This is a genomic window from Polaromonas sp. (assembly GCF_029945925.1).
GTDB lineage: Bacteria > Pseudomonadota > Gammaproteobacteria > Burkholderiales > Burkholderiaceae_C > Polaromonas.
In genome coordinates this window covers 124,154-150,026 of the sequence record NZ_JAQSDN010000044.1, presented here as the reverse complement: position 1 = coordinate 150,026, position 25,873 = coordinate 124,154, and the positions used below count along the sequence as shown (strand labels likewise).

The 25,873-nt window shown below is 56.7% G+C and carries 25 protein-coding genes and 1 tRNA gene; 10 read left to right on the top strand and 16 right to left on the bottom strand.

Annotation, left to right across the window (positions count from 1 at the left end):
* Positions 1-7 precede the first annotated feature (7 nt).
* The 3 genes from PSV40_RS15850 to PSV40_RS15840 all read left to right on the top strand — a co-directional run bounded on the left by PSV40_RS15850 (position 8) and on the right by PSV40_RS15840 (position 2,285).
* Positions 8-83, top strand: a tRNA-His gene (locus PSV40_RS15850).
* 113 nt (positions 84-196) lie between these two features.
* The gene (locus tag PSV40_RS15845; protein ID WP_300539603.1) at positions 197-1,987 is read left to right on the top strand and encodes a DUF6538 domain-containing protein; all 1,791 of its coding nucleotides are present in this window, start codon (positions 197-199) and stop codon (positions 1,985-1,987) included.
* Between the two features lie 85 nt (positions 1,988-2,072).
* On the top strand, positions 2,073-2,285 hold the full coding sequence (locus tag PSV40_RS15840; RefSeq protein ID WP_300539602.1) for a hypothetical protein: 213 nt from the start codon (positions 2,073-2,075) through the stop codon (positions 2,283-2,285).
* Here PSV40_RS15840 and PSV40_RS15835 read toward each other — a convergent pair.
* Together PSV40_RS15835 and PSV40_RS15830 are read right to left on the bottom strand one after the other, a co-directional pair.
* Positions 2,266-2,811, bottom strand: a complete 546-nt coding sequence (locus PSV40_RS15835; RefSeq protein WP_300539600.1) for a hypothetical protein — start codon at positions 2,809-2,811, stop codon at positions 2,266-2,268. The two genes, PSV40_RS15840 and PSV40_RS15835, sit on opposite strands and share 20 nt — an antisense overlap.
* 320 nt (positions 2,812-3,131) lie before the next feature.
* A complete protein-coding gene (locus PSV40_RS15830) occupies positions 3,132-3,533 on the bottom strand; it encodes a single-stranded DNA-binding protein (protein ID WP_300539598.1) in 402 nt (133 codons plus the stop codon).
* 252 nt (positions 3,534-3,785) lie between these two features.
* Between PSV40_RS15830 and PSV40_RS15825 the strand changes: the two genes are divergently transcribed.
* Positions 3,786-5,174, top strand: a complete 1,389-nt coding sequence (locus tag PSV40_RS15825) for a hypothetical protein (protein WP_300539596.1) — start codon at positions 3,786-3,788, stop codon at positions 5,172-5,174.
* A gap of 312 nt (positions 5,175-5,486) precedes the next feature.
* Here PSV40_RS15825 and PSV40_RS15820 read toward each other — a convergent pair whose 3' ends face one another.
* The 10 genes from PSV40_RS15820 to PSV40_RS15775 form a co-directional block, all read right to left on the bottom strand.
* On the bottom strand, positions 5,487-6,059 hold the full coding sequence (locus PSV40_RS15820; RefSeq protein WP_300539594.1) for a hypothetical protein: 573 nt from the start codon (positions 6,057-6,059) through the stop codon (positions 5,487-5,489).
* A gap of 14 nt (positions 6,060-6,073) precedes the next feature.
* Positions 6,074-7,309 (bottom strand): hypothetical protein, encoded by a 1,236-nt coding sequence (locus PSV40_RS15815; RefSeq protein ID WP_300539593.1) that lies wholly within the window; start codon positions 7,307-7,309, stop codon positions 6,074-6,076.
* A 969-nt stretch (positions 7,310-8,278) separates the two neighbouring features.
* Positions 8,279-9,574, bottom strand: a complete 1,296-nt coding sequence (locus tag PSV40_RS15810) for a Y-family DNA polymerase (RefSeq protein WP_300539591.1) — start codon at positions 9,572-9,574, stop codon at positions 8,279-8,281.
* 3 nt (positions 9,575-9,577) lie between these two features.
* Positions 9,578-9,964, bottom strand: a complete 387-nt coding sequence (umuD, locus tag PSV40_RS15805; protein WP_300539670.1) for a translesion error-prone DNA polymerase V autoproteolytic subunit — start codon at positions 9,962-9,964, stop codon at positions 9,578-9,580.
* A 110-nt stretch (positions 9,965-10,074) separates the two neighbouring features.
* Positions 10,075-10,386, bottom strand: coding sequence for a hypothetical protein (locus tag PSV40_RS15800; protein WP_300539590.1), 312 nt, complete (start codon positions 10,384-10,386; stop codon positions 10,075-10,077).
* Between the two features lie 171 nt (positions 10,387-10,557).
* Positions 10,558-11,238, bottom strand: coding sequence for a hypothetical protein (locus PSV40_RS15795; protein ID WP_300539588.1), 681 nt, complete (start codon positions 11,236-11,238; stop codon positions 10,558-10,560).
* Between the two features lie 26 nt (positions 11,239-11,264).
* The gene (locus PSV40_RS15790) at positions 11,265-11,735 is read right to left on the bottom strand and encodes a Mov34/MPN/PAD-1 family protein (protein WP_300539586.1); all 471 of its coding nucleotides are present in this window, start codon (positions 11,733-11,735) and stop codon (positions 11,265-11,267) included.
* A complete protein-coding gene (locus PSV40_RS15785; protein ID WP_300539585.1) occupies positions 11,723-13,360 on the bottom strand; it encodes a ThiF family adenylyltransferase in 1,638 nt (545 codons plus the stop codon). Before PSV40_RS15785 ends, PSV40_RS15790 begins: the two co-directional genes overlap by 13 nt.
* Positions 13,357-14,496: a CBASS cGAMP synthase gene (locus PSV40_RS15780; protein WP_300539583.1), complete on the bottom strand. Its 1,140-nt coding sequence runs from the start codon at positions 14,494-14,496 to the stop codon at positions 13,357-13,359. Before PSV40_RS15780 ends, PSV40_RS15785 begins: the two co-directional genes overlap by 4 nt.
* 11 nt (positions 14,497-14,507) lie before the next feature.
* On the bottom strand, positions 14,508-15,542 hold the full coding sequence (locus PSV40_RS15775) for a CBASS cGAMP-activated phospholipase (RefSeq protein ID WP_300539581.1): 1,035 nt from the start codon (positions 15,540-15,542) through the stop codon (positions 14,508-14,510).
* Positions 15,543-15,800: 258 nt separating this feature from the next.
* On the opposite strand from PSV40_RS15775, the gene PSV40_RS15770 reads away from it, so the two are divergent.
* The 3 genes from PSV40_RS15770 to PSV40_RS15760 are packed head-to-tail and all read left to right on the top strand — an operon-like array spanning position 15,801 to position 17,613.
* Positions 15,801-16,391, top strand: coding sequence for a hypothetical protein (locus PSV40_RS15770; protein WP_300539579.1), 591 nt, complete (start codon positions 15,801-15,803; stop codon positions 16,389-16,391).
* Positions 16,392-16,402: 11 nt separating this feature from the next.
* Positions 16,403-16,783: a hypothetical protein gene (locus PSV40_RS15765; RefSeq protein WP_300539577.1), complete on the top strand. Its 381-nt coding sequence runs from the start codon at positions 16,403-16,405 to the stop codon at positions 16,781-16,783.
* Complete coding sequence (locus tag PSV40_RS15760; RefSeq protein ID WP_300539575.1) at positions 16,780-17,613, top strand: ImmA/IrrE family metallo-endopeptidase; 834 nt, start codon at positions 16,780-16,782, stop codon at positions 17,611-17,613. Before PSV40_RS15765 ends, PSV40_RS15760 begins: the two co-directional genes overlap by 4 nt.
* 73 nt (positions 17,614-17,686) lie before the next feature.
* Here the strand turns inward: PSV40_RS15760 and PSV40_RS15755 are convergent, their stop codons facing one another.
* Entirely contained in the window at positions 17,687-18,418 is a 732-nt protein-coding gene (locus PSV40_RS15755) for a hypothetical protein (RefSeq protein WP_300539572.1), read from the bottom strand.
* Positions 18,419-18,573: 155 nt separating this feature from the next.
* On the opposite strand from PSV40_RS15755, the gene PSV40_RS15750 reads away from it, so the two are divergent.
* Complete coding sequence (locus PSV40_RS15750; RefSeq protein WP_300539570.1) at positions 18,574-19,230, top strand: hypothetical protein; 657 nt, start codon at positions 18,574-18,576, stop codon at positions 19,228-19,230.
* Positions 19,231-19,266: 36 nt separating this feature from the next.
* The gene (locus PSV40_RS15745) at positions 19,267-20,460 is read left to right on the top strand and encodes a hypothetical protein (RefSeq protein WP_300539567.1); all 1,194 of its coding nucleotides are present in this window, start codon (positions 19,267-19,269) and stop codon (positions 20,458-20,460) included.
* Positions 20,461-20,801: 341 nt separating this feature from the next.
* Here PSV40_RS15745 and PSV40_RS15740 read toward each other — a convergent pair whose 3' ends face one another.
* Complete coding sequence (locus PSV40_RS15740; protein WP_300539564.1) at positions 20,802-22,235, bottom strand: hypothetical protein; 1,434 nt, start codon at positions 22,233-22,235, stop codon at positions 20,802-20,804.
* Positions 22,236-22,624: 389 nt separating this feature from the next.
* Between PSV40_RS15740 and PSV40_RS22870 the strand changes: the two genes are divergently transcribed.
* Entirely contained in the window at positions 22,625-23,074 is a 450-nt protein-coding gene (locus tag PSV40_RS22870; protein ID WP_366915029.1) for a hypothetical protein, read from the top strand.
* Positions 23,075-23,600: 526 nt separating this feature from the next.
* On the opposite strand, the gene PSV40_RS15735 is transcribed toward PSV40_RS22870, so the two are convergent.
* Together PSV40_RS15735 and PSV40_RS15730 are read right to left on the bottom strand one after the other, a co-directional pair.
* Positions 23,601-24,107, bottom strand: coding sequence for an AAA family ATPase (locus PSV40_RS15735; protein WP_300539561.1), 507 nt, complete (start codon positions 24,105-24,107; stop codon positions 23,601-23,603).
* A 47-nt stretch (positions 24,108-24,154) separates the two neighbouring features.
* Positions 24,155-25,405 (bottom strand): hypothetical protein, encoded by a 1,251-nt coding sequence (locus tag PSV40_RS15730; protein WP_300539559.1) that lies wholly within the window; start codon positions 25,403-25,405, stop codon positions 24,155-24,157.
* Positions 25,406-25,873: the final 468 nt, after the last annotated feature.

The window sequence follows — 25,873 nt, the reverse complement described above, 5'->3', positions numbered from 1 at the left end:
GGCTTCGGTGGCTGTAGCTCAGTTGGTAGAGTCCAGGATTGTGATTCCTGTTGTCGTGGGTTCGAGCCCCATCAGCCACCCCAATCACCCCAAGAGTCTTTGTAAGTCGTTGATTTCCTTGTAAATCAACCACTTATGGCCAGATATAAAGTCTGGTTGTTACACGGCCTGTCACACAACTACGTGGAGCAGGACCTTGAAAGCACTCTCAGAAAACCTCTATGAACGCGGTAAAAACGGCACGAAATACTGCCGTCTCCGTATCCCCGCTGCGCTGTTAGCGGCGTATCCTCCCGGCACAACGCACATCACTCGCAGTCTGCGTACGTCCGACCTGCGCGAGGCCAAAAAGCGCCTGAAAGTCGAAATCAACCAGATAGATTCCGAATTTGCCCTGCATCGGAAGGCGTTGAAGGAAAAGCAGGCCCTCTACACCAGGAAAAAGCTCGACGCCTTGTCCGACGAGCAACTGAAGGCGTTGGCAGACCACTGGGTTCGCCAAGTTCTGCTTAACGATGAGCAGCTGCGTAGCGATGGGCTTGACGACGCGGAATTCGATGAGCTCGGGGAGCAGTTGGAGCAGCAGCGCTCTGAACTGGGCCGAATGCTTGCCACAGGGCGTTCCGACAAAATTTTGCCAGCCATGCACGGTTTTATTCACCTTTGCGGGCTGGATGTCGAAATGTCGCCAGAGGAGTCCAAGCGGGCCGGGGCGGCCTTCTTGAGTGCCGTTGTGACCTCTTTGGACCACCAGCGAGCGCGACAAGGCGGGCAGGTCGTGAAAACTAATGACGTCGCACCGGCCGCTCCTACTCCGAAGGAGGTTAGCACCAGCGAAGATGCCAAGCTGTCAGTCCAAAAGCCCAGCTGGGATTCGGTATTCGCTGTGTGGAGGGACTACGTAAAAAATCGGCCCAAAAGCACCACTATTGCGACTCAGACGCCGTGGCGTGAATTGCAAAAACTGGCCGCAGCCAATGGCGTGAATAACCCTGGCGATGTCACTCCCGAACTGATGCGAAAGTTCGTGGATGAAATGTCGGCTCGTGGCCTTGCTGTCGTCACCGTCAATGAAAGACTGGCCAAGATGAAGTCGCTTTTTCGGGTGGTTACGAAAAAGGGTGTGCTTCCCACAAACCCAGCTGACCTTGCGATTGGAATGAAGCTTAATAGCTTTGATAAGCGTCAGGCGCGGCGATTGCCTTTCGACAACGCCGACTTAGACAACATTTTTTCGTCATCCATCTTCAACCATCAGCAATTGCGCTCCCAAGGTCAATCCGGAGAGGCGTCCTACTGGATACCAATACTTATGTATTACACGGGTGCCAGGACGGAGGAAATTGCTGGCCTTGCGATATCTGACGTGGTGGAAGACCCGGTACATGGGTGGTATTTCAATCTCATCGACCGCCCCTCTCAGGAGGATGATTTGTTTGCTGATGAGGAAGGAATTCAGAAAAAGGGTCTGAATGCTGATGGCCAGACTAAGGCGCAATGGCGAACCCTCAAAAATGACAAATCCATACGGAAGGTGCCCATGGCAACCGAACTGATTGACCTTGGCCTTTTACGGTTTATGGATGCAATGAAAGCCAAAGGCCAGACCTCCTTGTTTCCTTCGTTAAATCATGATTGGCATGGCAAGCTTTCTGGAGCATTCTCCAAATTTTTTGGGCGATACAAAAGGCATGTTTTGGGCATTAAAAATCCAAAAAAAGTGCTTTACTCATTTCGTCACACGATGAAGGATGCTATGACCGGCGCCCGAGTCGATACAAAGTATCTCAAGCGTATTCTTGGTCACGCCAGTGGGGAGGGCACCGTAACGGATGGGTACGGGGCGGCCGACGTTCCATTGGAGGCCCTGATGGAGGAGTTCAGAAAGGTGAAGTTTTTCCCGATTTCTGCTCAGCCATGGCTGCCAGGTAAGGGGCGCGTCACTCTTAAGGGCGAGGCGAAACAAACTCCTGATGGGAGGAAATAGTCTCGTTAGGTCACGGTGATGTACGGACCTCGCAGGTTTGTCATGGGAAGTCATCGGAGTTGCTCGATTTTCCCCCTTTGAGTTGGTGCGCACCAACTCCTATGCCCTGGATGTCGGGCTCCTAGGCCTCTTGAAGTGGCTGGCCGAGAAGCGCGCCCGCGTCGCCGGTCACCTGCAGGCCAACAAGGGCACCTACGGGCTGCTCTGCGACCACGTAGATGCCTTGGACCGCGAGCTCAAGGCTGAACGCAGCGAACTAGGCGCCTTGAGACTAGGCGCTAGAGCTTGTCCCGCTTGAGCTCCTGCTTTCTGCGCTCCTGCAGTTGGGAATAGGCCTCAGCCGTGGAAAAGAAGAGCGTGCACGCGTTAACCTGAGAGCACTCGTGAACTACTACGGTGTCAGCCGTATTCCATTGTGCGAACAGCACCTCAACTTTGACTCCCATTGCGTTTTGTTTGACCTGCTTGTCCAAAACAGTAGGCGGGCCAAACCGGCCTGTCACGGATTCGATGACCCTTTCCTGTACCTGCGGGCCTAACGTGGTCAGGTAGAAGCGGTCTACTTTCCCTCCCTTGTTTGGCTCAAGAAACAAACGGTCGCGCTTTACCCAGGTTGGAAGTGCAGTCGGGGAGTTAGTATCGGGCGGCATCAGAGAGCCCGGAAGCAGGCTTGTGAGGGTGCACCAGTTATCCCGCCGCCCTTTGCACTCTGAGAACTGCCCTTGAAATTCCTGGCCCAAGCTGATGCCCAGTATGGGTGATTGAACATCAGCATGCGCAGGCGCTGTCAACGCGAGTAGGGCAGCAAAATAAAGGGTTCTCATAGCGTGCTCATCTTCTTGTCGGTTGCGCGCGAGTGTACGCGGCGTTCAGCTACACGGCAATCTCGACCACCAGGGGTGCGCCCGGTTCGCAGGTGGAAGCACTCGAACTCTTCGCCAACTGTCGCCAGCATTGGCTTGCGCCGCCTCCTGGGCCATCAAGGTGGCAGGAATCTCTGGTCGCGCCGCCCTAGCTCGCTTGGAACCCGCGCCAACGCTGGCTCTCCGAACTTTCTTGGGCCACCAGCGTAGTAAAACCCAGGCACACGAAAAAAAGCCACCGCAAAAGGGTGGCTTCTGAAATCAAATCACATTGTTTGGCATCAGTCAGACCAACCGGAAGCCGACGCTAAGGCTGGCGACCGTACCTGCACCTGCGGCGGACTCGACACTTTCTCTCTGTTGCCTTCAATTTCCTTGGGCTCTTCCTTGAGCGCTGCCGGCTTGGCAATTTTGCTGGCTTCAAAGGCGATTATCAGTAACGTGCCCGAGGGCTTGCCTTCCCGACTTAGGTAAAAGTCGGCCTTCAGTTTGCCCGTGACTTTGACAAAGTCGCCTTTGTCGAGCATAGGATTCTCAGGTTTCATGACCCGCACTGAAAACCAGGTGGGTTGGTCATTTAAACCTCGCTGATTTTCCGCTATGCGAAATTCCCAAAAATCGCGGCCGGTTGATTTACTTCGCTTGAGCTCAGGCTGTGTCGCTACATTTCCAAAAACTTGCATTTGTTGTCCTCATTTATGAATGCGATGGAAAAGTCCATTGCAAGCATGTATAGGCACCGTTAATCGTTGGTGAAGGCTTGGCAGGCGAGAACTACCTTTCACCCAACAGCACCGGGCTGAAGGGTGCGCTCTGGACGCCGGAAGAGGACACGCTAAAAGAGTCCGTGAGCGACACGCTGCGATTTTCGAGTGAGTTATTGTTGTCTTTTATATGGCTAGACAACAAAATATCAAAACGCCATGATTGGGGCCATGACAAACATTCCGAAACCAATTGGTCGGCCTCCTTTTCGCATTGATGGCAAGAGGCTTCGGGACCTGCGCAAAGAAGCGGGACTTTCGCAACGGACGCTTGCAGAGAAAGCCAATGCGCTCGCCGGGAAGGGTGGTGGCAGCAACGAAGTTTTAAAGAACACAGCCCAACGCTGGGAAAGCACCGGTGCCGTGCCGCGTGAAATGGCGCAGCACCTGGCCAAGGTACTGGGCACGACGGTGGCAGTGTTGCAGGGTGATGCCCCACAACCTGCTTCGAACAGGGTGGACGACTTCGAGCGCGTCATCCTCGCCAGAGTGGCGGCCGGCTCCTGTCCAGAACTCGTTGAGGCCCTCGACAGAGCGGGGCGTGATTCCGCAGACGACGAACGACCTGAACGGTCACTTGCGACCTCCTTGTCGGGTCGACTAGAGGTTGCTCAGATGACCCAGGCGTCAGAGCTCTTCGATGAAATTGCATTGCTGACAGGGCTTTCAGTAGCTCACTTGCGCAAGCCGATGAGCCATGGCGGCTTCTGGCTTTTGGTTGGAACAGGATTCGCGGGCCCGGAGCGGTGCGAGATTCTTTCCGGGGTAACGGAGGTAACGTATGAGGTGAGAGCAGAACTTTGCCGTCATTTTGAAACCGCGGGCCAGCGCGATTCGCACGCTACATTTTGTGAAGAAGCGCCTTGGTTTCGAGTGACGCTCTCGGACGCCCGTATGGGCATGAATCGAGTACTGCGTTTTGTACGGTGTCAGCCAAACGAACACGGACTTCAGTGGACCTCCGCGACTTGGCTCGACCGGTTTTGGATTGATGAGCTTCCGGGGAATGCGTACGCACACGCGAGTTTTGTTACTGGGTTTGACGGTGTCCAGGTACCGTCCAAGGTCACCAATCTTCGACTCGCCGTCGTAAAACATCCGGTGTACGACCCGAACGTGCCGTTTGAGACGAACCGTCCGGATGACATTGTTGCAGTTACGCGTGGAGACATTGATGAGTTGCCTGACCGCACCATGGAGATGTTTGAGAAAGACCGCCAAACGCACTACTTGGTGGTTAACTGGCTGAGGGCTGGTCTCTGGGAGGTACTTAAACCGCTTCTTTCGGAATGGCCGCTAGAGTTTTGGCATATTTCCAAAGCCCAATCACGTATCGACGTTCATTTGGAACTTCCCCTGCGGGCTTACATGCAATTCCAAGTGCCGCCAAGGCAAGGGAACATCTTCAGCATAGTTTTGGTTGAAGAGGTGAACGATAGCTGGAGACATGTGCCTTGGAACCCCGCTGGCGTCTCGCATGTCTTTGAGGTTCTTGAGCGTGACTTTAACGGTGCGTGCACCGCACTGCCTGACATTGGCAGTCCGGCTCCACAGACCTAAATACCAAACGTAGTTTTCGAGTGGCGCGGGGTGTTCGTCCCGGGCTCGGTGCCGCTCGCTTATTTTTCCGGGACGAGGAGATTGCCATGTCGAAAACACCACCACCAAACGGACCAAGCGAAACCGGACGACCTTCCGGAGGCGGCCGCGGAAACAACCCGCCGAAGGGCAAATAAGGAGTTAAACCACCTGCGGGTTCGCCTGCAGGTGCATCTTTCTCCGGACATTTATTGTTCACCGACACAAACTTGGTTTCTGGCGACGAAGCGTGCGATTTTGGCCCTGCGAACGTACCTCAAGCGATGAACTGATTTAAGGGCTACGCAGCCGCAAAGCAGCGGCCATCGCCTTCCAGGCCGAGCGGCGGCCGTCGTCAGGCGCGCGAGCTTCACAGCGTGCAGCGACGTCTCGCATCTGCCTCCATCCGGCGGCATCGAACATGTCTTTGAGGTCCACAGTTTTCGCGATGGAAGCCAAGTCCGAAGCCGGCAAATCACACATAGAAGCGCCCGGCTTGGTGTAGCAGTCGACGTGGGATTCAAATGCAAAGGCACGCATCTGCCCGCAGTTGCAGCTTGGGCTGGTCGAGATGTCCAGCTTCGGCACGACTTGCTCTTGTAGACAAATTAAAGTCGAGTCCCGCCACGCTTTACCTTTCGGGCTCAGCGCAGTATTCCCCAGAAATGCTCTGCAGTATTTGAGGCCATACGACCTGAAATACTCGTCGGGCCGGCCGTCACACGGGCAGTATTTGGCAAAGCACTTTTCGTACACGTCGCAGCTCGGCGTAGCCGAATTGGAGCACTGGGCGATTGCCGCTTGCGCCGAACACACCAGCGCAAAGAGAAAGGCGCACTTGAGGGTAATTAACCAGCCTGGTCGCATAGTTCGCCTTCAGATTAGCACCAGGGAATGCAGATACGTTTTCCTCCAACGCTGCCCAGCGTGACCGGCTTTGGAGCGGGAAGAAGTTGGCCTGGGTTATTGAAAACAGAGTTCGGTCCGCCCCAAACTTGCGAGGGATTTCGGACAAAGGAATTGCCCCCTCCCCAAATTTGCCCGGGGTTGCGTAGGAAAGAATTGTCTCCGCCCCACACCCTGTCCACTTGGGTGACAAGTGAAAATGGCCCCGCCAGAATCTGCGGAAAGTTTCGGGCGACCCACCCGTTCTTGCCAACAAGGTCATTGTTGTCGCCAAAGCAGCCGTTCGGTCCTCCGATGCCGTTGGCTGCGCACTTCATAAGTTCCCGTGCCGTCAATCGGGAAGCCATGCAACCGGCAGCCGAGTACGGCTCCCCGCCGGTTGACGCCACGCACTGAACGGCTATTTGCTGCTCAGGATTCAACTGCAAATTGAACATGTTGAGGCCCACGCACATCGCCATTGAGTCCGCCTCTCCCTGCGATTCCGCTGCACACCGCAGTGCCACTTGTTGCTCCCGACTTGCGTTATTGCCAAGCAGCGAGGTAGCAGCGCATCCCACGAACTTGTTGGAGTCCCCATCAGCTCTTTGGGCGCAGCTGAGTACTTGACGCTGGTCTCGGTTCAAGCGGGTGTCCAGCAAGGCGGACCCGGCGCAGGTCATAAAGTCGTCTTGGTCTCCCTTCGACTCAACAGCACATTTGACTGCAAGGCTCTGGTCGGCGGATAGGTGATTGTTCAGGGCCCGCGCCGCGCACTGCCTGAAAGTCTGCGCATCTCCTGCGGCATCTGCCGCACATGACAACACTCTGCCCTGGTCTTCATCTAGATTTTTCGTCAGAAACGCCTCGCCGGCGCAGCTTATAAAATCGTCACGGTCCCCGTTAGAGCTAAGGGCGCAGTCCACAGCAGTGCCTTGGTCTGAGCTCAGACGCATACCCAAGTGCCCCGCTGAACACTTAGCGAAATCTTCCGTTTCTCTCGACTTGACGGCGCAGTCCATCACCTTCTGTAAGTTCTCGGGCAGCACAACCTGCTTCCCGGTACAGGCAGCAAATAAGGTGGCGTCCATTCCGACGCGCTGCGCGCACCGCCTGGCCAGGTCAACAGCGCTGAGGCCTTGCGGAATACCAAATGAAGCTTGTGATGGGAGTGCGCCTGAAAACGAATCCAACCGCATTTGCTGGGCTTGCGCGCAGGGAACCGCGCCCATGGCTGTCTGGCACACCGGCCCGACGCCCGGGACCGACCTGACAGTATTCAAGTCCTGTTGCGTTACTGCGGGAATTCGGGGAGCTGCGGCGTTTAAAGCCTGCAGGTATTGCGCAACCGCGGCGCAGGGGCCCGGACCCAGGGGGCCCGCGCATATCGGCCCCACTCCGTTGACATAGCCCACCTGCAACAACGTGGGTGGATTCGGCATTTCAGGGGAGGGAGTCGGAGTAAACGGCCGTTGGTTGGCAAACGGCCCCGGGTCCGCGATGGGGCTAGGGGGACGCGGAGCAAAAGGCCCCGGGTCCGTGAAAGGGCCCGGGGGGGTTATGGGGCGAATAGCAAAGGGACCTGGGTCCGTGAAGGGGCCTGGTCCGGGGAGCGCCCCTGGACCCATGCCCTGTAATCGCATGCGCAGGTATCGTTCTACGTCCGCGCAGGGTCCGGGCCCCAAGGGACCGGCGCAAATAGGGCCAAATCGCGAGTCGTGGCCAATAACCTGAAGAGGCTGGGCATGCCCCGGTAACGCCGAGACAAGTGTGGCAACGACGGCCAGCGTAAGCAAGAAACTGCGGAGCATCGCACCCTCCTTCTTTGCACGCCCGAATTACGTAGACTGCAAGAAAACCGACCGCCGGCCGCGTTTCCTGAAGACTCAGAATGCGATTGGCGGTGCCACAACTGTCGGGCCTCGAGCATGTGGCAGGCTAAGCACCCATTGTTTCCAAATCACCGAGCTTGTCTATCCTCTAATTAGATGAGGTTGACTTATAAGAGAGGCTCGCTCTGCAACCTTTGAGCGCACTGCGTTATGAGAGCACATGAGCAATATGACCGTCTCGATTAAAGCAGCGGCATTCCAGGGCGCAATACGTTCCTTAACCAGCTTCGTATCCGCAACTAATACAGGAAAAATGAGGAATATCGCAGAAGACTTGGGGAGATTCTTTCCCGGAAATTCGCTGCCTGTCTAGGCTCTCGCCACCGCCAAACTGTCCCAGCATGTTGTGTAGTCAGGCGTCCGAAGTTCTTGGCGCATCACCCAAGTCCGCTGCAAACCAGAATTTCCCGCGCTGGCCATCGTGATTGTGCCTTTTCCATATTTGCGATTCAAAGAATCCATCGACGTCATGAGACCACCACGGTCAATCTCAGATTCGTCAAGGTCAAGCTCCTGCTGCTCAATGCCGCCGTCTTGGATGTCGAGCAGGTGAACCCCCGCCTTTGCCATGTTCAAGCCAGGCTTGAAAATCTGCCGCATTCCAAGCACTGCAGCTTGGACTATTAACCCGGTGTCGGCAGTAGGGCGGCGCAAGGGAACCGTGATGCTGCAGCTGTACTGCTTGTCTTGGGTCCTGAATGGCGACGTGTGAACAAAGGTTAAGACTTGAGGCACCTTGCCGTTCTGTTTTCTAAGCTTTTCTGCGGCACGGCTTGCAAACTCCGTGACCGCCTCAATCAGGTCTGACAGTTCAGTGACCGGGCGCCCGAAGCTCCGTGTGCTGGCGATTTCTTTCTTCGCGGGAGGTAAGTCCTCAAACTCGATGCAAGGGAATCCGCGCAATTCCCGCACTGTTTTCTCGACCGTTACGCTCCATCGCCTGCGCGCCGTGGCCGGCTCCATCTGGGCGACGTCAAGCGCTGTTTTCAGACCGTCCGCGCGAAGCTGTTCGCCAATGCGCCTGCCGATACCCCATATGTCGCCCAGGTCTGTAGCGGCCAACACAGCCTCGAATTCATCGACAGGCAGGTCCCCCAGGTTGGCGACCTTGGCAAAGCGTGATGGGTAGCTACCGGGCTTACGCTCGGCGGTCTTGGCGACGTGATTGGCGAGCTTGGCAAGGGTCTTTGTCTGGCCGATTCCAATGCCGCAAGGTATGCCCGTCCAGCGGAGGATTCTGTCCCGGACTCGCTGCGCCAATTCGGTCGCATGCGGTATCCCAGTCACGTCGATGAAGCTTTCATCAATGCTATAAATTTCTTGAAATGGGCCGAGGCCTGCAGCCACGGACATCATGCGGTTACTCATGTCCCCGTACAGTCCGAAATTAGCGCTCAATGCCACGACCCCGGCGTCGGGAAATTCCCGCTGAATCTGGAACCAGGGTGCGCCCATCTTGATACCGAGTGCCTTGGCCTCGTTACTGCGGGATATTGCACAACCGTCGTTGTTGCTCAACACGATGACGGGCCGGCCATTCAGGCTAGGCCTGAAAACCCGTTCACAGGACACATAGAAGTTATTGCCATCCACCAATGCGTACATGCGTCAGGTCCTGAACTGTTTGATGGCGCACGTTGCCACGCCCCAAACCTCAATGTTCTGTCCTTCGCGTGGCACGATGTCGGGATAGGTAGGATTAGCAGCTACGAGCCGCATCAAGCCGTTGCGCTTATGCAAATACTTGACAGTGAACTCGCCATCGACCATCGCAACAACGATGTGCCCATGTCGCTCACGAATGGCCTTGTCCACCACCAGCACATCCCCGTCGAAGATGCCGGCCTCCCGCATGGAGTCACCCTTGACGCGAAGCAGAAACGTGGCCTGCGGGTGCTGAATCAGTTGCTCAGTGAGGTCAATCCGTTTGGTATTGAAGTCCTCCGCCGGCGAAGGAAAACCAGCTTGTACGCGGTCGCCTACCAGCGGCAACATCAGCGCTCCGGCGTCAAAGGGAACGGGATGGTTGTACCCGACGATGGCCTTGAAGGCGTGAATCGGCGTACCGACCCACGGGAGTACTGATGTCATGGCTCAGATGCGCCTCACTGCACGGCATGCTGGCGTTGAAGACGAAGCTCGAAGTGCCCGTCGCCCTCGCCGACGGCCTTGAGCCCCGCTCGTTGGGCTACACCAAAGGCTTTGGGCCACTTCACCGCTAGGGATGATGTCTCCGTGGTCAACTCAACCGCATCGCACGTACTGGCCTCCAGCCACGCGCTGTACACCGCTACAACAGCATTAGGACCGCCTAGGCTCTTCTCCAGTTCTTTGACAAATCGCACTTCTGCCGCGAATCGCTCGCCGCTTGGCATTTCGTCAATGCCCTGTAGGGCAACAACGTATGGTTCATCCATGATGGGCCCTTTGAGTAATACTGTTGATATATACAGCAGTATCGGGCACAGATTGATGACAGTCAACGGCGCTGCGAACTTTTTTCCCAGCTGTGGGGGCCACATGCCGCGTGCCGCCACTTTGGCTCGACGCCGAGGTAATAAAGTGATATCCGTCTAGCGGGAGGCCGTTTACCCGTGCAGCAGGAAGTGGAATCCGTCTATTACGTCGTCGGGGTCGGACGTGAAACCAGGAAGGCGAAAGTAAAGCATGTGCCGAAGGATTCCGGGCGTACGGTGGGGACTCATAGCGTGTTCGAGCCGGTGGTCGATGAGAACCACTGTGCCGGCGGGGCCGTGCACCGTGGTGGGGTTGCCGAATTCTTCGCCAGGAGTAATCGCTTGCTGAACCTGTCTTACTGAGGGATTGTGGCCAAGCGCGTCGAATCGCTCTTGTGTTTTTCGATGAGTGCCAGGCCAGACAAGCAGTTGCCCCGCGAGTTCGTCTTTCGAGAGAGGTACCAAGCTAATGCCCACGAGCAATCCAGACCAGGCAAGTTCGCCGTTCGCGCCATCAACGTGCCGATTAGGTGCATGGGTGCCGAAACCAACCTCGAGCGAGGAGAGCTGGCATACTGTCCTTGGATAAGCCGGGTGCTTCAACACAAAGGAGAGCGTCTGCACGAGCAGAGGTATCGTTGGGACGGGCCTGACCTCAAACATACCGTGGTCGTACCACCCGGCATTGGGCATCCGACCCGATACGTACTCATCTGCCGCCCACCTCGTCGCGGTTACCCAATCACCAAGTTCGACCGATAAGTCAAGGACCGCGTATCCATGGTCAATAAATTGCTGTGCGTACTTGTTCATGCGGGTTAAGCCAAAGTTGCTGCAGTTTAGGGCAGCGCCAGCAGCGACGTCTGGCTCTTAACGCTCACCAGTTCAACATGCAGCTTATGAGTTCCTACAACCACCGCGACAACGGACACCTTCGGCCGTGCGACTGCAAGCTTGTGCCACTCGGCTCTATCGATTGACGACGGCACAGGAACTCTTTGTGGGTGAGTGTGCCACTCGCCGACGTAGTCCATAGTGCCGCCGGCGAGGGCCCAGGCTTGAACAGCGGCTTGAGCGTGGCCAAGTACCTCGCGGTGGAACATGAAGGTCGAGCGCCTGTCACTGAGCGTTGGTTCAGTCGCCTGCACCACCTCGATGTGACTTCCCCTTCTCCTGCCAAGGAGGATGCCGCCTGCCTCTGCCTGCCAGAAAAAACGCTGTCGATAGGCAGCAAGGGTTGCAATGACCTCACAACTCAATACGACGAGCCGCCGGCGGTCGGAGGTCGCCCATTCATTCAAAAACTGCATGCGGGACAGTTTTCTCGCCGAGGCACGTCGATGTCCTCGGTAGCCTTGTTAAAGCCCCGGCGCAAGATTTCTGTCTGCAGCCTGGGAGCCAAAATACCATTGAGCCAATCTGAGACCATTTCTGCAGCCAAACAGGCAGCCCTGACCGAAACTGTCGCGGGGAAGGGAACATAAAGACTCTCGCAGCCTTGGCCTGCCAGCTCTTGCGGCATGGCGCCCTCGATTACGGGGAAAAGATTGTGACCATGCTCCGCGTTCATGCAGCGCGTGCAACCCTGAGCTATGCTATCCCGCAGTAGTGCGCGCACAGCTATTCCGGGCCCCTCGACCCAGACCGTTAGGGTAGGTATGAATTTGCCTGCATCGGCGAAGGTACGCGTGAGTTGGGTACTCAACGCCTCTTCACCCGTCGCGTCAATGAGTAGGTCGATGCCATCAAGCTCGACCTCCTGAACTTTCACGGGGAAGGCCCTGATGTTTGCCGTCGGCGCACATCGCGTAAGCTCGGCTTTCAGGCCAGCAGCCTTGTTCTCAAGTGCATGGTTCAGACCCAGGCGGTGGCGGCCGATGTTTTGGGGAAAGATACTGTCCGGGTCAATGAGCAGGAGCTCTCCGCCTTCAAGCCCTGCGCCTGCTTTCACAAGCAGGTCCCCAAGGAACCCGCCGATGGTTCCGCAGCCAACCAATGCAACGCGCTTGGCGGCGAGGGTTTGCCGGCCGGGGGTGTTGCGGCTGGTCACATAGTTGTCATCGATGCGGCTTGCGCTCATGGGATACACCTTTGCTGCGTAAACTCTCGGCCTGGCGTTGCTCAGCGCTTTCGCCGGAGACTTCTCCAGATGGGCGCGCAGGGGAACCCAGAATGCGTACTGCATGAGGGGCGACTTCACAACGCAGAGTGCAAGGTGCTTGCGGCGCACGTAAGCGCTCAGCAGCTGCCGCTCAATCTCGCGTCGCGCATTCGGGTCCAGCAGCGCTTGCCAACGCAGAAGGTCAGCGACTGTCGGGGGCGGCCAGAGACCTTGAGTCGGCCTCGGTTTGGCAGAGGTCGTGACCTGAAAGCCCTCGATGAAGTCCATCTCGGTCGCACCCGATAGTCCCATGGTCTGGAGCTTTTTCTGCGTCCTGTCTGGGTTATTCGTGACGAAGGCGAATCCCCTTCCCTCGAAATGGAGCACACGTACCGGTTCTTTTCCTCTCGCGTCCATATCAAGGAGGCATATGTCACCGTGCCAAAAGGAAAAGAATTCGTCCTCGAGGTCCTGCTGCATCTGCCCTCTGAGCGCCAAGTCCAGGACGGTGGCGGCCCGGTCCAGGCACGCTAGGGTCTGTCCGGGGATGTCAAAGATGTCCAGCACCAGGGTGCCCTTCGAGGCGTAGCAGACGAAGCCGCTTGAGCCGATGTGGGGCATGACTGCAGGCGCGTTCGTGGGCACGTCTACGTAGACCCGTGGCAGCTGTTGGCCGGTGAGGTCGACGGAAACTCGCGCCTCGTGTGCCGTGCCTGCAGCCGGAATGCTGCCCTCGAAGCGCGGCCACCCGTCGGTGTTTCGGCCGAGATAGGTGAAGCCGCGCGTGCGCAGAGCTCGTTCGAGCTCTGGCAAGCCGTTTGTGCTGCCGCTCATCCGGCTTTCGTGCGGCCCACGAGGGGCGTCGCAACAGCTGCGGCCGGCGTCGCCATCACCGTCGCCGTGGCGGTCGTGGACTTCACGCGGTCCGGCTGGTCGGGGAATCGCGGACCGAACTGACGCCTGAGCCACTCGCACGCCTGCGTCGGGCTGCTTGAGTGAATTGCACTGCGCAGGTGGTTTTCCAACTGCTGCAGCTTTGCGATGGTTTCCTCAACCCCCGCCTTGCCCAAGCGGACGGTGAGTGATTCGGTATGGTCAGTCGGGCACACGACCCCATCCCGCAAGACCTGGGGCATCTGTTCCACCAAGTCCAGCAGCGCCAGGTCGTCACGACGGTCACGGGCTTCGAACACGGGGGCAGCGGTCGCCATCAGCAGAATGGACGAGGGGCCGCCGGCCACCCACTGCCAGTCCCGGAAAGCCTTGAGGTAGCGCACGTTGCGCCGGAACGGCTCACCGTGGCGCTCCACCTCACCGAGGAACCAGGTCTTGACGGGGCGTGGGTCAGACTTGACCCAGTCGTTCTCCCGGTGGGCCAGGAGCACCTGGTCGCGCGGCAGGGCGGTCCACGCATCCCGCTCGGCCTTGCGCACAGCTTCATCCAGGGTCAAGTAGCCACGCATTTCCATGGCGGCCTTGCGCAGCTGCTGGAACTCGCTATCCGGGATGGCGTAGAGCGGGATGTCGATGTGGGCCAACTTCGAAATCTCGATGCGGATGCAGGTGGGCTTGTCCGTGATTAGCGTCCAGCCCCGGCCGTTGACCAGCGGCCGCAGAGCCATCTCCGCCGCGGCGAAGAACACTTTGCTCGCAATGCTGGGCTTCGTGGTGGCCGTCATCGAGCTCAGGGGCAGGTAGGCGCCATCGTCGATGTCTGCCTGCTGCGAGGCATGTGCCGGGGCATTCAGCGTCTTGTAGGCCCAGGAGCCCTGCGTAAAGAAGCGCGGCTGCACCTTCTCACCAGCGTGGCCGAGAGCCTGCAGCGCGGTTGCCAAGCCATCGCGCAGTTGCTGGCGCACGGCTTCCTTGGCCTCCACGATGACGTCGCACTGCGCTTGCGTCAGGGTGATGTTGTCCAGGAACGTGGGTTGCTCCACGCCGGAGTAAAAAAGGGAGCTGAGATTGAGCATTGGATTTCCTCTCAAGTCTTGTTGGGGCCGTGGAAGAAGACCGGCGTGGCGGCCACATGGCGCCGGAATGGGTCGAAGCCCGGGTCACCTAGGGCACGGCGGGCAGCTTGTGTGCCCCTTGTCGTTAGAACTTCAATGGCCTGCGGCGTGACCAAGTCCAACTTGGCGATGTCACGGCTCTGGTCGGGGGTGGCGAGGTCGTCGATTCGCACGTAGTCATTTGCCAGCAGGTGCTTGAGCATCGAATCCACCGACTGCTCCTGGGCGGAGATGACCAGGTCGAACAGTGATGCGCCCCAATTTAAAATGCCCCAGTCCAACCCTGATGCGCCACGCTTGGTGGCACCCAGGGTCATCGTGCCGATGGCGAGCACTCGTGCACAACCCGGGCCGTGTGGCACCTGAAGAACGTAGTGCGCCTCATGCAGGCCGAAGAGACCGGGCGAGTTGCCGACCAGGCCACCATCTGCGAACACTCCTTCCTCGCCAATTTGGTGCAGCGGGAAATAGGTCGGCGCCGCCGCCGTGGCGAGGCCCGCGTCAACCAGCGTCTGCACATGGTCCTGACTGAACTGGGGGGCGTGGGGTGTCTTGAAGAATTGCCCGCTGCCTTTGGAGTAGTTCACCGTCGGGATGAGGACGCGGTGTTTAAGGTTGCCGATGGTCAGTTCGCCGAACTTCTCCTGAAGTACTGCCCGCAGCCCGTCAGCCGAGTGCTTGGCCATCCTCAGACCACCCAGCAACCGGCGCAGCCCACTGCGGGAGTTGAAGATGCGACCGCCATGCTCCTGGAACATTGCCTGCAGGTCCGCCGCCGGGATTTCTGCCGCCAGGCCCAGAGCCAGGAGGCCGCCCGCTGAAGTGCCGCAAATCAAGTCGAACTTGCTCGCCAAGGGGGCGCCGAGCTGCGCCTCGAGGTGCTTGAGAACCGTGGCCGTGTACAGGCCGCGGAATCCGCCACCCGACAGCGCGAGGATGTGAAATGGCTTGCCGGTTGGCCAGGGCACCACGGGGCCGGGCACCTCAGCTACTTCTTTGGTATTCATTTTTCTGTCCTTTTCTAGTTTTAGGGGGCACTTTTAGACTGCCCTCTCCCTTAAAGACTCCCAAGTTCGCCTTCGTGGACGCTCTGCCCGCAAATATGCAAGCTGGCAGCTCATCGGTGCATACTATTGGTGCTGACTCAACCGCGCCTCTATACATAAAGACTCCCGAACAGGGCGCCGTGGACGCTGACTAAAAAAATTCCTTTGTCGGCGTCCGCCAGCTACCGCTCAGGAGTCAAGAAGGAGGAGAAGTAAACGATGTCTGCCATACCAACCGACCCCGCCAGCGAGGGCCTCACCCCAGACCAAATAGGAGAAGTCCTTTCTGACCTGAGCGCCGCCGACTGGCAGCGCGCCAAAGCCATCGCCGGCTCCCTATGTGGAGGCGTGAGCGGCTGGAATGCCGATGACCTTCTTCAGGAAGCGATGACTAAGTTCCTGGCAGGTGAGCGAGTCTGGCCTGTTGGGGTGCACACGATGGTGGTGCTCAAGAACGCGATGCACAGCATCGCCAGCAACGCGAGGAAGCACAACAAAGTCAGTCCCATCGACCACAACGTGGAGGTGGACCCCTTCGAGACGGATGACGAGAAGGAGGGCCCCGCTGCGCTGAGCACCACCGGCACCACGCCGGAAGAGCTGGTCTCTGGCAAGCAGCAAATTGCCGCGCTGTATGCGGCCCTGGCCGGCGATGATGACTTGCATATGTTGGCGATTGCCTGGGGCGAAGGCCTCCGCGGTGAGGATGCGTGCAAGGAACTGGGTTGGGACGCGAAGAAGTACGACGCGGAGCGAAAACGGCTGACTCGACGCTTGGAAAAGCTTGACCCCGGAAGGAGCCAGAAATGACGACAAAGCCCATGAAATCTACCGACGAATTTGAAACTTTCCTTGCCACTTTTGTGGAGGAACTCATTGCAATGCCAGACGAGCAGGTGCTTGAGGGAAACAATCCTGAGGACGTCCGCGCCCACGGGTTGCGCCTGCTTGAGGCGGCCAGGACGGATGTTGGCCGCCAGCGTATGGCCGCCGCTAAGGCGCAACTTCACGCTCGTCGCTCGCAACCTGCGGCACAGGCTATAGAGCAACTTGATATTGCGCAGGTGCGCCAGTTTTTGATGCAAGCGCAGAATGATGAGCGCTTTACCTTGGCTGCACGAAAGCTTGGAGAGCTGTCTGATGACGAAGTGTTAAGCCTATACCGTCAAATCAAGTCACTTCAGGAGGGTGAGGACAAGTGACCGCCGCTGGTAGCAAGGCGGAGGCCCTCATCTCTGAACTTGGCATATCCGCTGCCAATGAACTGGACGTCGACGCAATTGCCATGGCTACTGGGGTCGAAGTTCGCTACGAGGCGATGAATGGATGCGAGGCGAGTCTTGTTGGTTTTCGAGACAGGGCAATTGCCACCATAAATCCGTCGGGGGTGCGTGGACGTGAGCGCTTCTCGATTGCGCATGAAGTAGGGCATTGGCAGCTTCACAGGGGGCGCTCGTTTCAGTGTCGTGTGGATGAGCCTGGCTCCAACCTGTCGTCGAACAGGGAGCTTGAGAAGGAAGCCGACACGTTTGCAGCACACCTGTTGATGCCCGCCCAGATTTTCCTGCCTATGGTGAGGGCGTTCGGCGAACCGAACATCCAGAATCTCGGCGAGATTGCAGGCGAGCTTGAAACGAGCCTGATGGCGACAGCGCTTCGCCTAGCCAACGTCAACACACTATCAGTGATTGTGGCCTGCTACAACAATGCAGGCTTGCGATGGAGCCTTCCCGCTGGCGACATACCTAAGAGGTGGTTTTTGAGGCGCGACCTCGACGAAGACTCGTTCACCTACGACTTGCTTAAGTCTGGCAAGGAGTGCAGGCACCTGGGCAAACAGCCTGCGGAAGTCTTCTTTGAAAACGACGATGCCGGCAAGTACGAGGTGCGAGAGCAATGCATTGCCAGCCACGGCGGCGAGGCCCTGGTTCTTCTTTATCTCGAGTCGAAGATGATGGAAGCGGGGTTCGACTGGAACGTCCGTCGCAAGTACAGCGAAAGAGGGTCTTATGTTCCAAAGATGGGGCGCTGAGCCAAGCCTCGCATAACAGTCAGAGTGCACCCGACTGACGGAAATCAACGTCTCCGACGCGTGTCGTTCGTGGTCATAAATTACGATAAACCTGAGGGAAGTTCGCCTTCACCTGAGCGAATATCTCTGCGTAATAGTCCCCGACGGGCTTAAGTGCCGAACTCTTCCGTCGCATCGCTTGAGGATGCTGGGCGCGAAAGCACAGAATTTTTCCGATATTGAACTTCCACAATGCGCGCTTCACGATGGGTTCGCTATTCGTTCGATGTGGAAATGTGGCCTTGATAACGCTGTCGTAGCTCGCTCCGCATGCAAAAATAACCACATCTGGTTCGAGCAGGCTGACTTCAAAACGGAGCATCTTTTGTGACATCAAGGTCAATTCGTCGGAAAACTTCTTTGAGTTGCGAGAGAAGCCCTTGCCTTGCTCCCAATCTGTTCTCATCAAGTTTGTCCAGGCAACAGCATCTGCTCGCGCCCCGGTCAATTCTCGGGCAGTGCGACTCAGCATTGGAAAGAAGCGGCCTGGCCAGGTCGACTCTCCCATTTGCTGTTGATATCGCTTCAACACCAAGGAGAGCGCGTTTTCAGCTGCGTAATATGCTCCAAGGCTACCCCACCATCCGTTGGTTTCTTTTCCTACGAACATGATGCGGATGGGCGCACTTAAATAGGCATCTGAAATCGAAATCAGCAACGGCGCCGAAAGCTTTTGAAGATGATTGTCGTCGAATAGCGCCTTTGCATCGAGCAATGTTGCTGTGTAGAAATCGTTTAACTCTGCTTGAAGCAACTCCCGGTCCATCAGTTCTCCTGTGCTTTTATTCTTTTTCTCATTTTTAAGGTTCTACGTTGTGTGGCGGGCTGACCTAGCCCTCCCTCGCCATGCCGAGCTAGCTTACCGGCGGGATAAACAAGTGTCAAAATGTTTCAAAATTTCGCAATGACGGGGAGAGTGCCGTGACAACAAGACCGCCAATCAACGACGAAGAACTGAATGCATTGCTCGAAAGAACGGGAGCGTTCCAAGAAGCAGTGCATGCCCATGTCAATAACTTGATTCCAGTAGAGGAGCGACGTTACTTGGTTGCGTTCCAAGCAGGCCTCTTGTCCTTGGAGCATGCCACCGGAGCGCTTGTGCTCATCGGGCAGGGCTTGTTCCCCCCGGCCTATTCACTGATGCGGCCGCAGTATGAAAGCTTGGTTCGTGGGATTTGGCTCTTGCATGCCGCCAGCGATTCTTGGGTCGAAAAGCTCGGCGAGCCGCTGACCTTAGAAAATGCCAAGCGTGCGAATGAGGGCCTCATGCTGGCAGAGATGCTGAAAGAGCTCGAGAAAAGCAGTACTGCGCCCGGGCCTATTGTCGAGCAACTCAAAGAGTACCGAGATGTGACTTGGAAAGCCCTGAACAGCTACGCCCATGGCGGACTTCATCCACTGTCGAGGACGCTTGCGGGTTATCCAGCGCAATTGACCTACGACGTGGTGCGTAACTCGAACGCGGTCGTTGCTCTGGCTACGCAGTTGGTCTCCATCCTTTCGGGAGACCCCCGCAATATGGAGCCGGTTCGACGATTTCATGTTGAGTATTCAGACTGCCTTCCGATTCTTCGTTGAGGAGGTGGTCTCTGGCGCATAGCTGGCGAATCGCATATGATTCAGCAGTGCGCTTGTCTGCGCCTGCTGCCCACTTTGGCCCACCTGGTTCGCCGGGACGACAATTTTCAGTTTTCGCTTGACCTACCAACGTTAGCGGAACTCGGCAGTGGGCACCGGGCTATTCCGCTTCAACGATTGGAGCGCATCTTGCAACTCATCCCAACTACGGCAACAGCTGCCGAAAAGCTGAAACGCCTCGCTAAAACACAGCGCAAAGGCACTGGTTCGTCACTGGCCGCAGCGCTTGACGCTGTTGCTATTGAGCACGGTTACACCAATTGGAAACACGTTACATGGTGCGCAGAGCAGGGCAAGCCAGCTGGTGCCGCTGTGTTGTCTATTAGGCCATTGCCGGGGCTATTGGCGCAGTTCCTGAACGAGGTCATTGGGTATGAACCGCCAGCGTACGAGACTAAGCGTGCTTTCCAGAGCGGGTTGGTCTTTGCTGTGGATGTAAAGAATGCCGACGACGTGGCCCTTGGGGATGATGTGGTCGCTTGTGATGACGGCGCATCTATTGCGGCGGGAGATGTGTGGACAGTGCTCGTCAATTCCAAGGACGACGAGACTGGGGCGCCGCTGCTGCAACACCTTGATGATGAAGCCTTGCTCGAGGTTGCGCGCGAAGACTTGATGAATTACAGGTTTTTTCGATACACCGGTGCGCATGTTCCTGCGTCCCTTGACGATGCCTTTGCCAAGGTGTTTGGGCGCAGCTTTTTTCCTCCGATGTACGTGTGGCTTAGCGGAACGTTTATCGATATGGGGGATGTCCCTGAAGTCCGTGTGGATGGTCGGGTCGTATATGCCAGTATTTCCGGCGAAGACTTTCGGTCTAGTTCATCTACTCAACAAGGAGAGAATCCGAGATTGCTCGCACCGCAGCCCGTGACATCTGCCCGGCGGCAAGACGGCATTATTCCTCGGCTAGACATCTCGAAGATTAAATCGGGCCTCTATGAATATGTGATGTCATACCGTGGCAACGAAATGGATTCTGACGCTGGTTTCTCATCGATACGTGAGGCTATTGAGTCCGCCGCAGAAATTGAGGGCGATATCAGAGGGGTTGAGGTGAGTTATGCCGGCCTATTAGTGGGCACTTATTCTTTGGGAAAACTGCTATCTTCTGCGGAGCAAGTCGCCCAGCAGGCCGTTGAAACAGCCTCTCTTCTTCGCGACCATTGATTGGGTCTGGGAACGCGTTATCCGGTAAGCGGAGTACTTCCTCAATCGCTGAAACCGGATGCGTTCTCTCATTAGGACAATCTGCATTTGACCAATTCGGCCACCCGCGTTAGGTACTGGCAGTGTCGTCAGCGCCTTCGATAGCAGCTATTGGAACAGATACGCCGGTGGCACCGCGTTGACACCTAGCTAGCCGGGACCGTGAGTTGACTTGGCGGCCATCGCTGACTGCAACCGCTGCATATCGGTAATTAGTGAACGTGGACCAGGAGGCCGCTTTGGGCCCAAAGCAGACGTGGGCGTGAGCTCTTTGAAAGGCCGCTTTGCCGTGCTGCAGTCTTTTAATTCGAACGCTTGGCGGAGGACTGCACTGCCTGCCACTCCGCGCGCTCATACCACGGCTCGCGGCGCAACAAGGACGAGTTGGGATGAATGCCACGAGGCACGTCGGTGCCGAGCACTAGAAAAACGAGACGTTCTGCGAGGCGTGCAAAATGCCAGTACGCCACGGCAATCGCTTGATTACTGTATTTATGCCTCATCCCATGGGCAAGCGAGTCCCGAATTTGCTTCAGCCCAGGCCGTTTGTCCGAGCCCTGCAGTGGCCAGAGGTCAGACATATAGACAGTAAGGCTTGGGTACGCTACCTTGAACTTGTCGAATTGGACATTGAAACTCGGCCCACTGTTTTTCACAGACTTGGCATATCCCTCAAGGCGCGCTGCTACCACGCTGGCACTGGGATGTTCGGTTGCCTCTATTTGGTACTTCTTCTCCAACAAGGCTTCAATCAAGTGGTCGTCGGTTTCACGAAGCTTTGCTTTTTCCTCTTGCGTCAATTTTTCCAAGGCAACGACCTCTTCCATGACTCCGAACAGCGCTGAGAAGTTTCCAGCCACCGACCGTTTGACGTGCGGCGCCAAAGCGACCGCCAGCAGGGTGATGGTCTCTTTTATGTTGGGCGATGCTTGAAGGTATTTCTCGACGACAGCTTGTGCGTGTGCTCCAAACTCCTGGGGGAAGCACACTTCCATCACCGGCTGCTCCGCCATGTCTGGTGCGAGGTTTGGGTCAAGCGGGTCGAACCACATCGTCTGAATACCGTCTCTCTTCTCCCAAATCCAGCCGTGAAGCGTGATGGCCTGTCTCGTAAGTATCGACAAGGGTGTCAAGACCTCCCTCATCTTGCTAGCCAACTGCTCGATTGGGGATGCCTCGTCATACCGGATTTCTGCAGCAAAGCTGGCACGAATCTCTGCTGCAACCCCTTTGGTATCAACCCGATGGACCGACCAGAATTTGATAAACCGAATTTCGCCAAGCTCTGAAGTTTGCAGCGTGAACAGTTCCACCATCATGTCTGGCGTCGACGAGTAATCGACCATCTCGGCTTTGCTGTGCTCCTTGAAGAAGCGCACGGGCGATAGGAGGAATCTAAGAATCCCCCGCTCGCTCCTCCAATGGGTCCGTCTTATCCAAAGCTGTCCTGCATAGTTAATGTTGAACGTACCCCTTGCATGCTTCCTCCGCGTGATACCGGCAGGAATTGAGCGATACCAAAGCTCCTTGATTTCGATTTCCAAGCCCCCATCGGAGCCACGGAGCGAGCAGGGATTCTCCAGAACCTCCTTTTTTTCGTTGCTCAGCGGTATTTCGATTGAGATTTCCGCGGGGAGGCCACTGGCAGCCGGCTCCGTCACCCGGCAGTCGACTTCTATAGTCAAACCGTTCTTGTCCGTTATGACAGCATCAAAAGACGAATTTTCGAGGTACATCCCGTTGCCTTATTTTTGTGCGCAATGTAGTTGAGCCGAGGCTGGTTCACTATAAGCGGGGAGTCTTTCGATGCGGACAGCCATCAGCTTGAGCGGTCGCTCGGCAGCATTGAGTGAGCGTCCGGTCCTGGCCGATTCTAGTCAGTCGTGCGGCCTGGCCTATTGTCATCTTCCGCTGTAGAGGTGACAATCATGCTCCCGCCGAATGGTCCACGTCCCACTCTGTTATCTCTTGAGGTGCAGCAAGTGGCGAAACTGGCACCCTCCATGGCCCAAGCGATTCTGGTCGCCTGTAAGGCAAATAGTTCTCCCCAAACCACCCGGCCAGAGAATGCGTGTTGCTGGCATCAATGCGTACCAAACACCATTTTGGAAGGCTTTCCTGAACGGTGAAACCAGATATCTTGGCAAGCAAGGCGGGTCAGATTGCTTTCATCGTCGACACTAAGTGGAAGCGCCTCAAAGAGCAGGGATACCGGGAGGGAGTGACCTCAACAGACGTATATCAGATGTACGCCTATTCGACCCAATACGCCTCCCCAGAGGTCTTGCTCCTGTATCCGCATCACAGTGAACTCGGGGAATGGAGGCCGAGGCGAGCTGAGTATTGGGTCAATGGTGTAGATGGTGTAGATGGTGTAGATTGTGAGCTTAGCCTGAACCAGCGAGTCTGTGTTTCGACGATTGACTTAAGAGACCTGAATTCGGTGCCGGGGCAGTTGAAAAGCATGTTCCCTACCAACGGTATCAGCCGTGCACGCGGCGAGGTTGCCGCCGATGCAGCCCATATTGACCTAACCCTTGAGTTGGAGTCGAACATAAATCCACACTCGACTTAGCGATTTTGTTCCCCTGATTAGGGAGCGTTCGGTACATTGGGCTCGATGAAGCTCTCTGGAGAGGCAGCGAATGCATCTGGAATGCCTCTTGTAAATATGCCCCAATGTAGCGTGTTTGAGACGTGTTCTAGCAACGCAGTTGTCTTAATCGGGATGCCGAGATATTGGGCATTTTCGCGATGTGGCCAGGTCGGGTCGACCACATTGCCACGTTGGTCAAGGCACCATGCATGCTGCAAGGGTAATCCCATTGAGCTCGTCGCCCAACCCTCACAATAGACAAACTCCTCCGGGCGTGTGAGAACCAAATTTCCAGCGGATGAGTAACATTGTCCGCGCTGGCCTGGTTCTACTCCCTCCGGTAAGGGTGATGAAGTCCTGAGAACCCCGTAGAGCACAAAAAGTGATGTTTCATTGCATTCTCCTGTAAGGAAGGGAAGCGAGTCACGAATATCCGAGGTTTCGTCAATTGTGAACCTGGTGTTTCTAAGCATTTTTGTCAGGATGTTGGTTTACGATGGACGTTTCAAGTCTGTGCGTGCCCGCTGACATGCGTGGCGCTGGCTTCGTCGAGCGGGGCTTCCCATCGCTCAGCCATTCGTTGAACGGCAGCCGCCGGGACTCCGTGTAGGTTTCCCCAATTGCCCCTCACCTCAACCACACGCACCCGTTCCGCCATGGTCCGGTAGGGCTCCATCTCCTGCAGCCGCGTGAAGGTATTGCTCACCACTACTCGCTTTCCGCACGCCAATGCCTGCCGGGCCATTTTTTGACACCATGCGTGGGCGTCTCTGATTCGAGAGGAGTCGTATTCATAGACGCCATCGCGCTCGAAAAACATGTCGGCTTCAAAGTGCTCGAAACCAACCATCGCCAGCCCTTTGGCCCTAGTGCTCTTGCCGCTGCCCGGCAATCCGCGAATCAATATCAGCTGGTCACTCTGTGAAAATGGGATGCAGATACTCAAAACTGACCTGCCGGCTTTGTGTGAGGGGGACTTGACATGCGGACGGTCGGAAGCTTCGGTGGACATGAGGAACCAGACTCAGAGTGGATGGTCCTTCGTTAAGCACTTCGGATTTATATTTGCGGTGCTTTAGGCGGCTCAAGCAGTGGAGACTTACTGACTGTCCATGCCGGCATCGACGCTGGCCTCCGATACGGCAAGTAGTTTTCGTCGAACCATCCGGCCATGGAAAACATGTTTTTTGAGTCAATGCGGACTCTTGGCAGCCAGATTGGCAGCAACTGGACGATGACGTGACCCAGTAGTGTGTCCACGAGCTCGGTGCGGCCGTCGCAAAGCTTCGATTCGAGCGCTGACCACACGGCATATGTTCCAGGCTCGACTTCCCGGAAGTGACGTCGACTGGCGATTAACACCTCGGCGTTGTTGGCTTGTGCCAAACCCTCAAGTACTGCAATGGCTCTTTTGCGGATACGTTCGGTCTTGCAAAACACGAGCACCCGACGCAGTGTGTTGCCGTCTTTCAGTACGCGTCCCACTGAACTTCCAAGTGCTGCCAAAGACGCTTCCCGGTCAGAGCCGCGTTTGCTGCGGTCAACCTCGAGCCATGTTGTTCCGTCCTGCTCAAGTGCAACAGCATCCGGCCGGAGTTGGATAGTGCTGGCCCTTTTCCCGCGCGTTGTTGTGACGGTCAACAGGCCCTGTATGGCTGGTTGGCTAGGCTTAACGTTTTTGTTGAGCTCTTGCAGGAGCTCTTGTTCGGTCATCGCCTTGAGTCCCCGCGCCTCACAGGCCAGAACCCAAAATTGTGCCCAAAGACGGTGCTCCGGATTGGTCATGTCGCTTACTCGGCGGACAGATGACGATGCATCGTGGCCAGCCTCATCCAGCCAATTGACCCCTTTTTGAGTTATGCCATAGACAGTTTGAAACCGGTCGGTGCGATATCGACGAAGGAGCTCTGCCTTCACCATGCCTCGCATTGCCCTTTGCGCGGCCGTTAACGCTGCCTTGTAAGGGCGTTCTGCATTGCAGCACACTGCGATGTCAATCGTCCGTATTACCCTGAAGCGATTGGCTGTCAGTAGTGCGCGAAGCCAGATTCGCTGCTTCAATTGCGTCGTCGAAATATCGGCTGCTAGGCCGCGCGATGGCGTGCGAGGTGCCGGGTTTCCCTCACCATTGGAACTCAAAGAACTGGTTTTCTGAGGCGCAGTGACATCGTGGCCATGGTCTGAGTGGACTTCAATCCCTTCCTCAGTGGCATTCGCATGCGCACACCCAACGACTGCGTCAGGTGCCTCCTGGTGAACCTTGGGTGTATCCAGTGGCAGGGCATTTGGTTCTCTCGTATGCATTTTCATGTTCGCAGGCTCCGTGGTGGCTGTTTTCAAAGTCGCTGACTCTGACGAATTGAGCTCGTCAGAATCAGCGTGTTGACCACGTGTAGCCATCGCCTAATAACGGCGCCACCCAATGCCAAAAGCCAGCACACCACGTTCCTGCTAGGCCACCGCTGGCATCAACAAGGGTTGCCTGCACGGCGCTCAGAGGGCAGGGGGCAACTGTTCTCCCCCCTCTGTGCGCCTCACCCGCAGGGGTGCGGGTGTCAGTCACGTATTCGACACGACGTTCATCAATGCCGCTGTACTACCGGCCGGCTACGCCGGGGCGAACCGCCGCCGTCCCGGAATGTTTTTTCTAAGCTGAATGTTCTTCCTGGGACGGCTTGCGCAACTGTTCTTCCTGCATGCCGAGCTGTCGCGGCTTTCCCCACACTTCACATCAATTGTTCCATCGGTGAAGCATGGGGCCCCCGGCCGCCAGCCTGG

What these genes read in the sequence shown, in the direction of transcription:
- PSV40_RS15735 (WP_300539561.1), bottom strand. Translation starts at nt 24,107, where the DNA reads ATGTCCACCGAAGCTTCCGACCGTCCGCATGTCAAGTCCCCCTCACAC.
- PSV40_RS15770 (WP_300539579.1), top strand. Translation starts at nt 15,801, where the DNA reads ATGTCTGCCATACCAACCGACCCCGCCAGCGAGGGCCTCACCCCAGAC.
- PSV40_RS15765 (WP_300539577.1), top strand. Translation starts at nt 16,403, where the DNA reads ATGAAATCTACCGACGAATTTGAAACTTTCCTTGCCACTTTTGTGGAG.
- PSV40_RS15790 (WP_300539586.1), bottom strand. Translation starts at nt 11,735, where the DNA reads ATGCAGTTTTTGAATGAATGGGCGACCTCCGACCGCCGGCGGCTCGTC.
- PSV40_RS15780 (WP_300539583.1), bottom strand. Translation starts at nt 14,496, where the DNA reads ATGCTCAATCTCAGCTCCCTTTTTTACTCCGGCGTGGAGCAACCCACG.
- PSV40_RS15800 (WP_300539590.1), bottom strand. Translation starts at nt 10,386, where the DNA reads ATGGATGAACCATACGTTGTTGCCCTACAGGGCATTGACGAAATGCCA.
- PSV40_RS15820 (WP_300539594.1), bottom strand. Translation starts at nt 6,059, where the DNA reads ATGCGACCAGGCTGGTTAATTACCCTCAAGTGCGCCTTTCTCTTTGCG.
- umuD (WP_300539670.1), bottom strand. Translation starts at nt 9,964, where the DNA reads ATGTTGCCGCTGGTAGGCGACCGCGTACAAGCTGGTTTTCCTTCGCCG.
- PSV40_RS15785 (WP_300539585.1), bottom strand. Translation starts at nt 13,360, where the DNA reads ATGAGCGGCAGCACAAACGGCTTGCCAGAGCTCGAACGAGCTCTGCGC.
- PSV40_RS15835 (WP_300539600.1), bottom strand. Translation starts at nt 2,811, where the DNA reads ATGAGAACCCTTTATTTTGCTGCCCTACTCGCGTTGACAGCGCCTGCG.
- PSV40_RS15830 (WP_300539598.1), bottom strand. Translation starts at nt 3,533, where the DNA reads ATGCAAGTTTTTGGAAATGTAGCGACACAGCCTGAGCTCAAGCGAAGT.
- PSV40_RS15815 (WP_300539593.1), bottom strand. Translation starts at nt 7,309, where the DNA reads ATGGGCGCGGTTCCCTGCGCGCAAGCCCAGCAAATGCGGTTGGATTCG.
- PSV40_RS15730 (WP_300539559.1), bottom strand. Translation starts at nt 25,405, where the DNA reads ATGAAAATGCATACGAGAGAACCAAATGCCCTGCCACTGGATACACCC.
- PSV40_RS15810 (WP_300539591.1), bottom strand. Translation starts at nt 9,574, where the DNA reads ATGTACGCATTGGTGGATGGCAATAACTTCTATGTGTCCTGTGAACGG.
- PSV40_RS15775 (WP_300539581.1), bottom strand. Translation starts at nt 15,542, where the DNA reads ATGAATACCAAAGAAGTAGCTGAGGTGCCCGGCCCCGTGGTGCCCTGG.
- PSV40_RS15745 (WP_300539567.1), top strand. Translation starts at nt 19,267, where the DNA reads ATGATTCAGCAGTGCGCTTGTCTGCGCCTGCTGCCCACTTTGGCCCAC.
- PSV40_RS15740 (WP_300539564.1), bottom strand. Translation starts at nt 22,235, where the DNA reads ATGTACCTCGAAAATTCGTCTTTTGATGCTGTCATAACGGACAAGAAC.
- PSV40_RS15825 (WP_300539596.1), top strand. Translation starts at nt 3,786, where the DNA reads ATGACAAACATTCCGAAACCAATTGGTCGGCCTCCTTTTCGCATTGAT.
- PSV40_RS15795 (WP_300539588.1), bottom strand. Translation starts at nt 11,238, where the DNA reads ATGAACAAGTACGCACAGCAATTTATTGACCATGGATACGCGGTCCTT.
- PSV40_RS15755 (WP_300539572.1), bottom strand. Translation starts at nt 18,418, where the DNA reads ATGGACCGGGAGTTGCTTCAAGCAGAGTTAAACGATTTCTACACAGCA.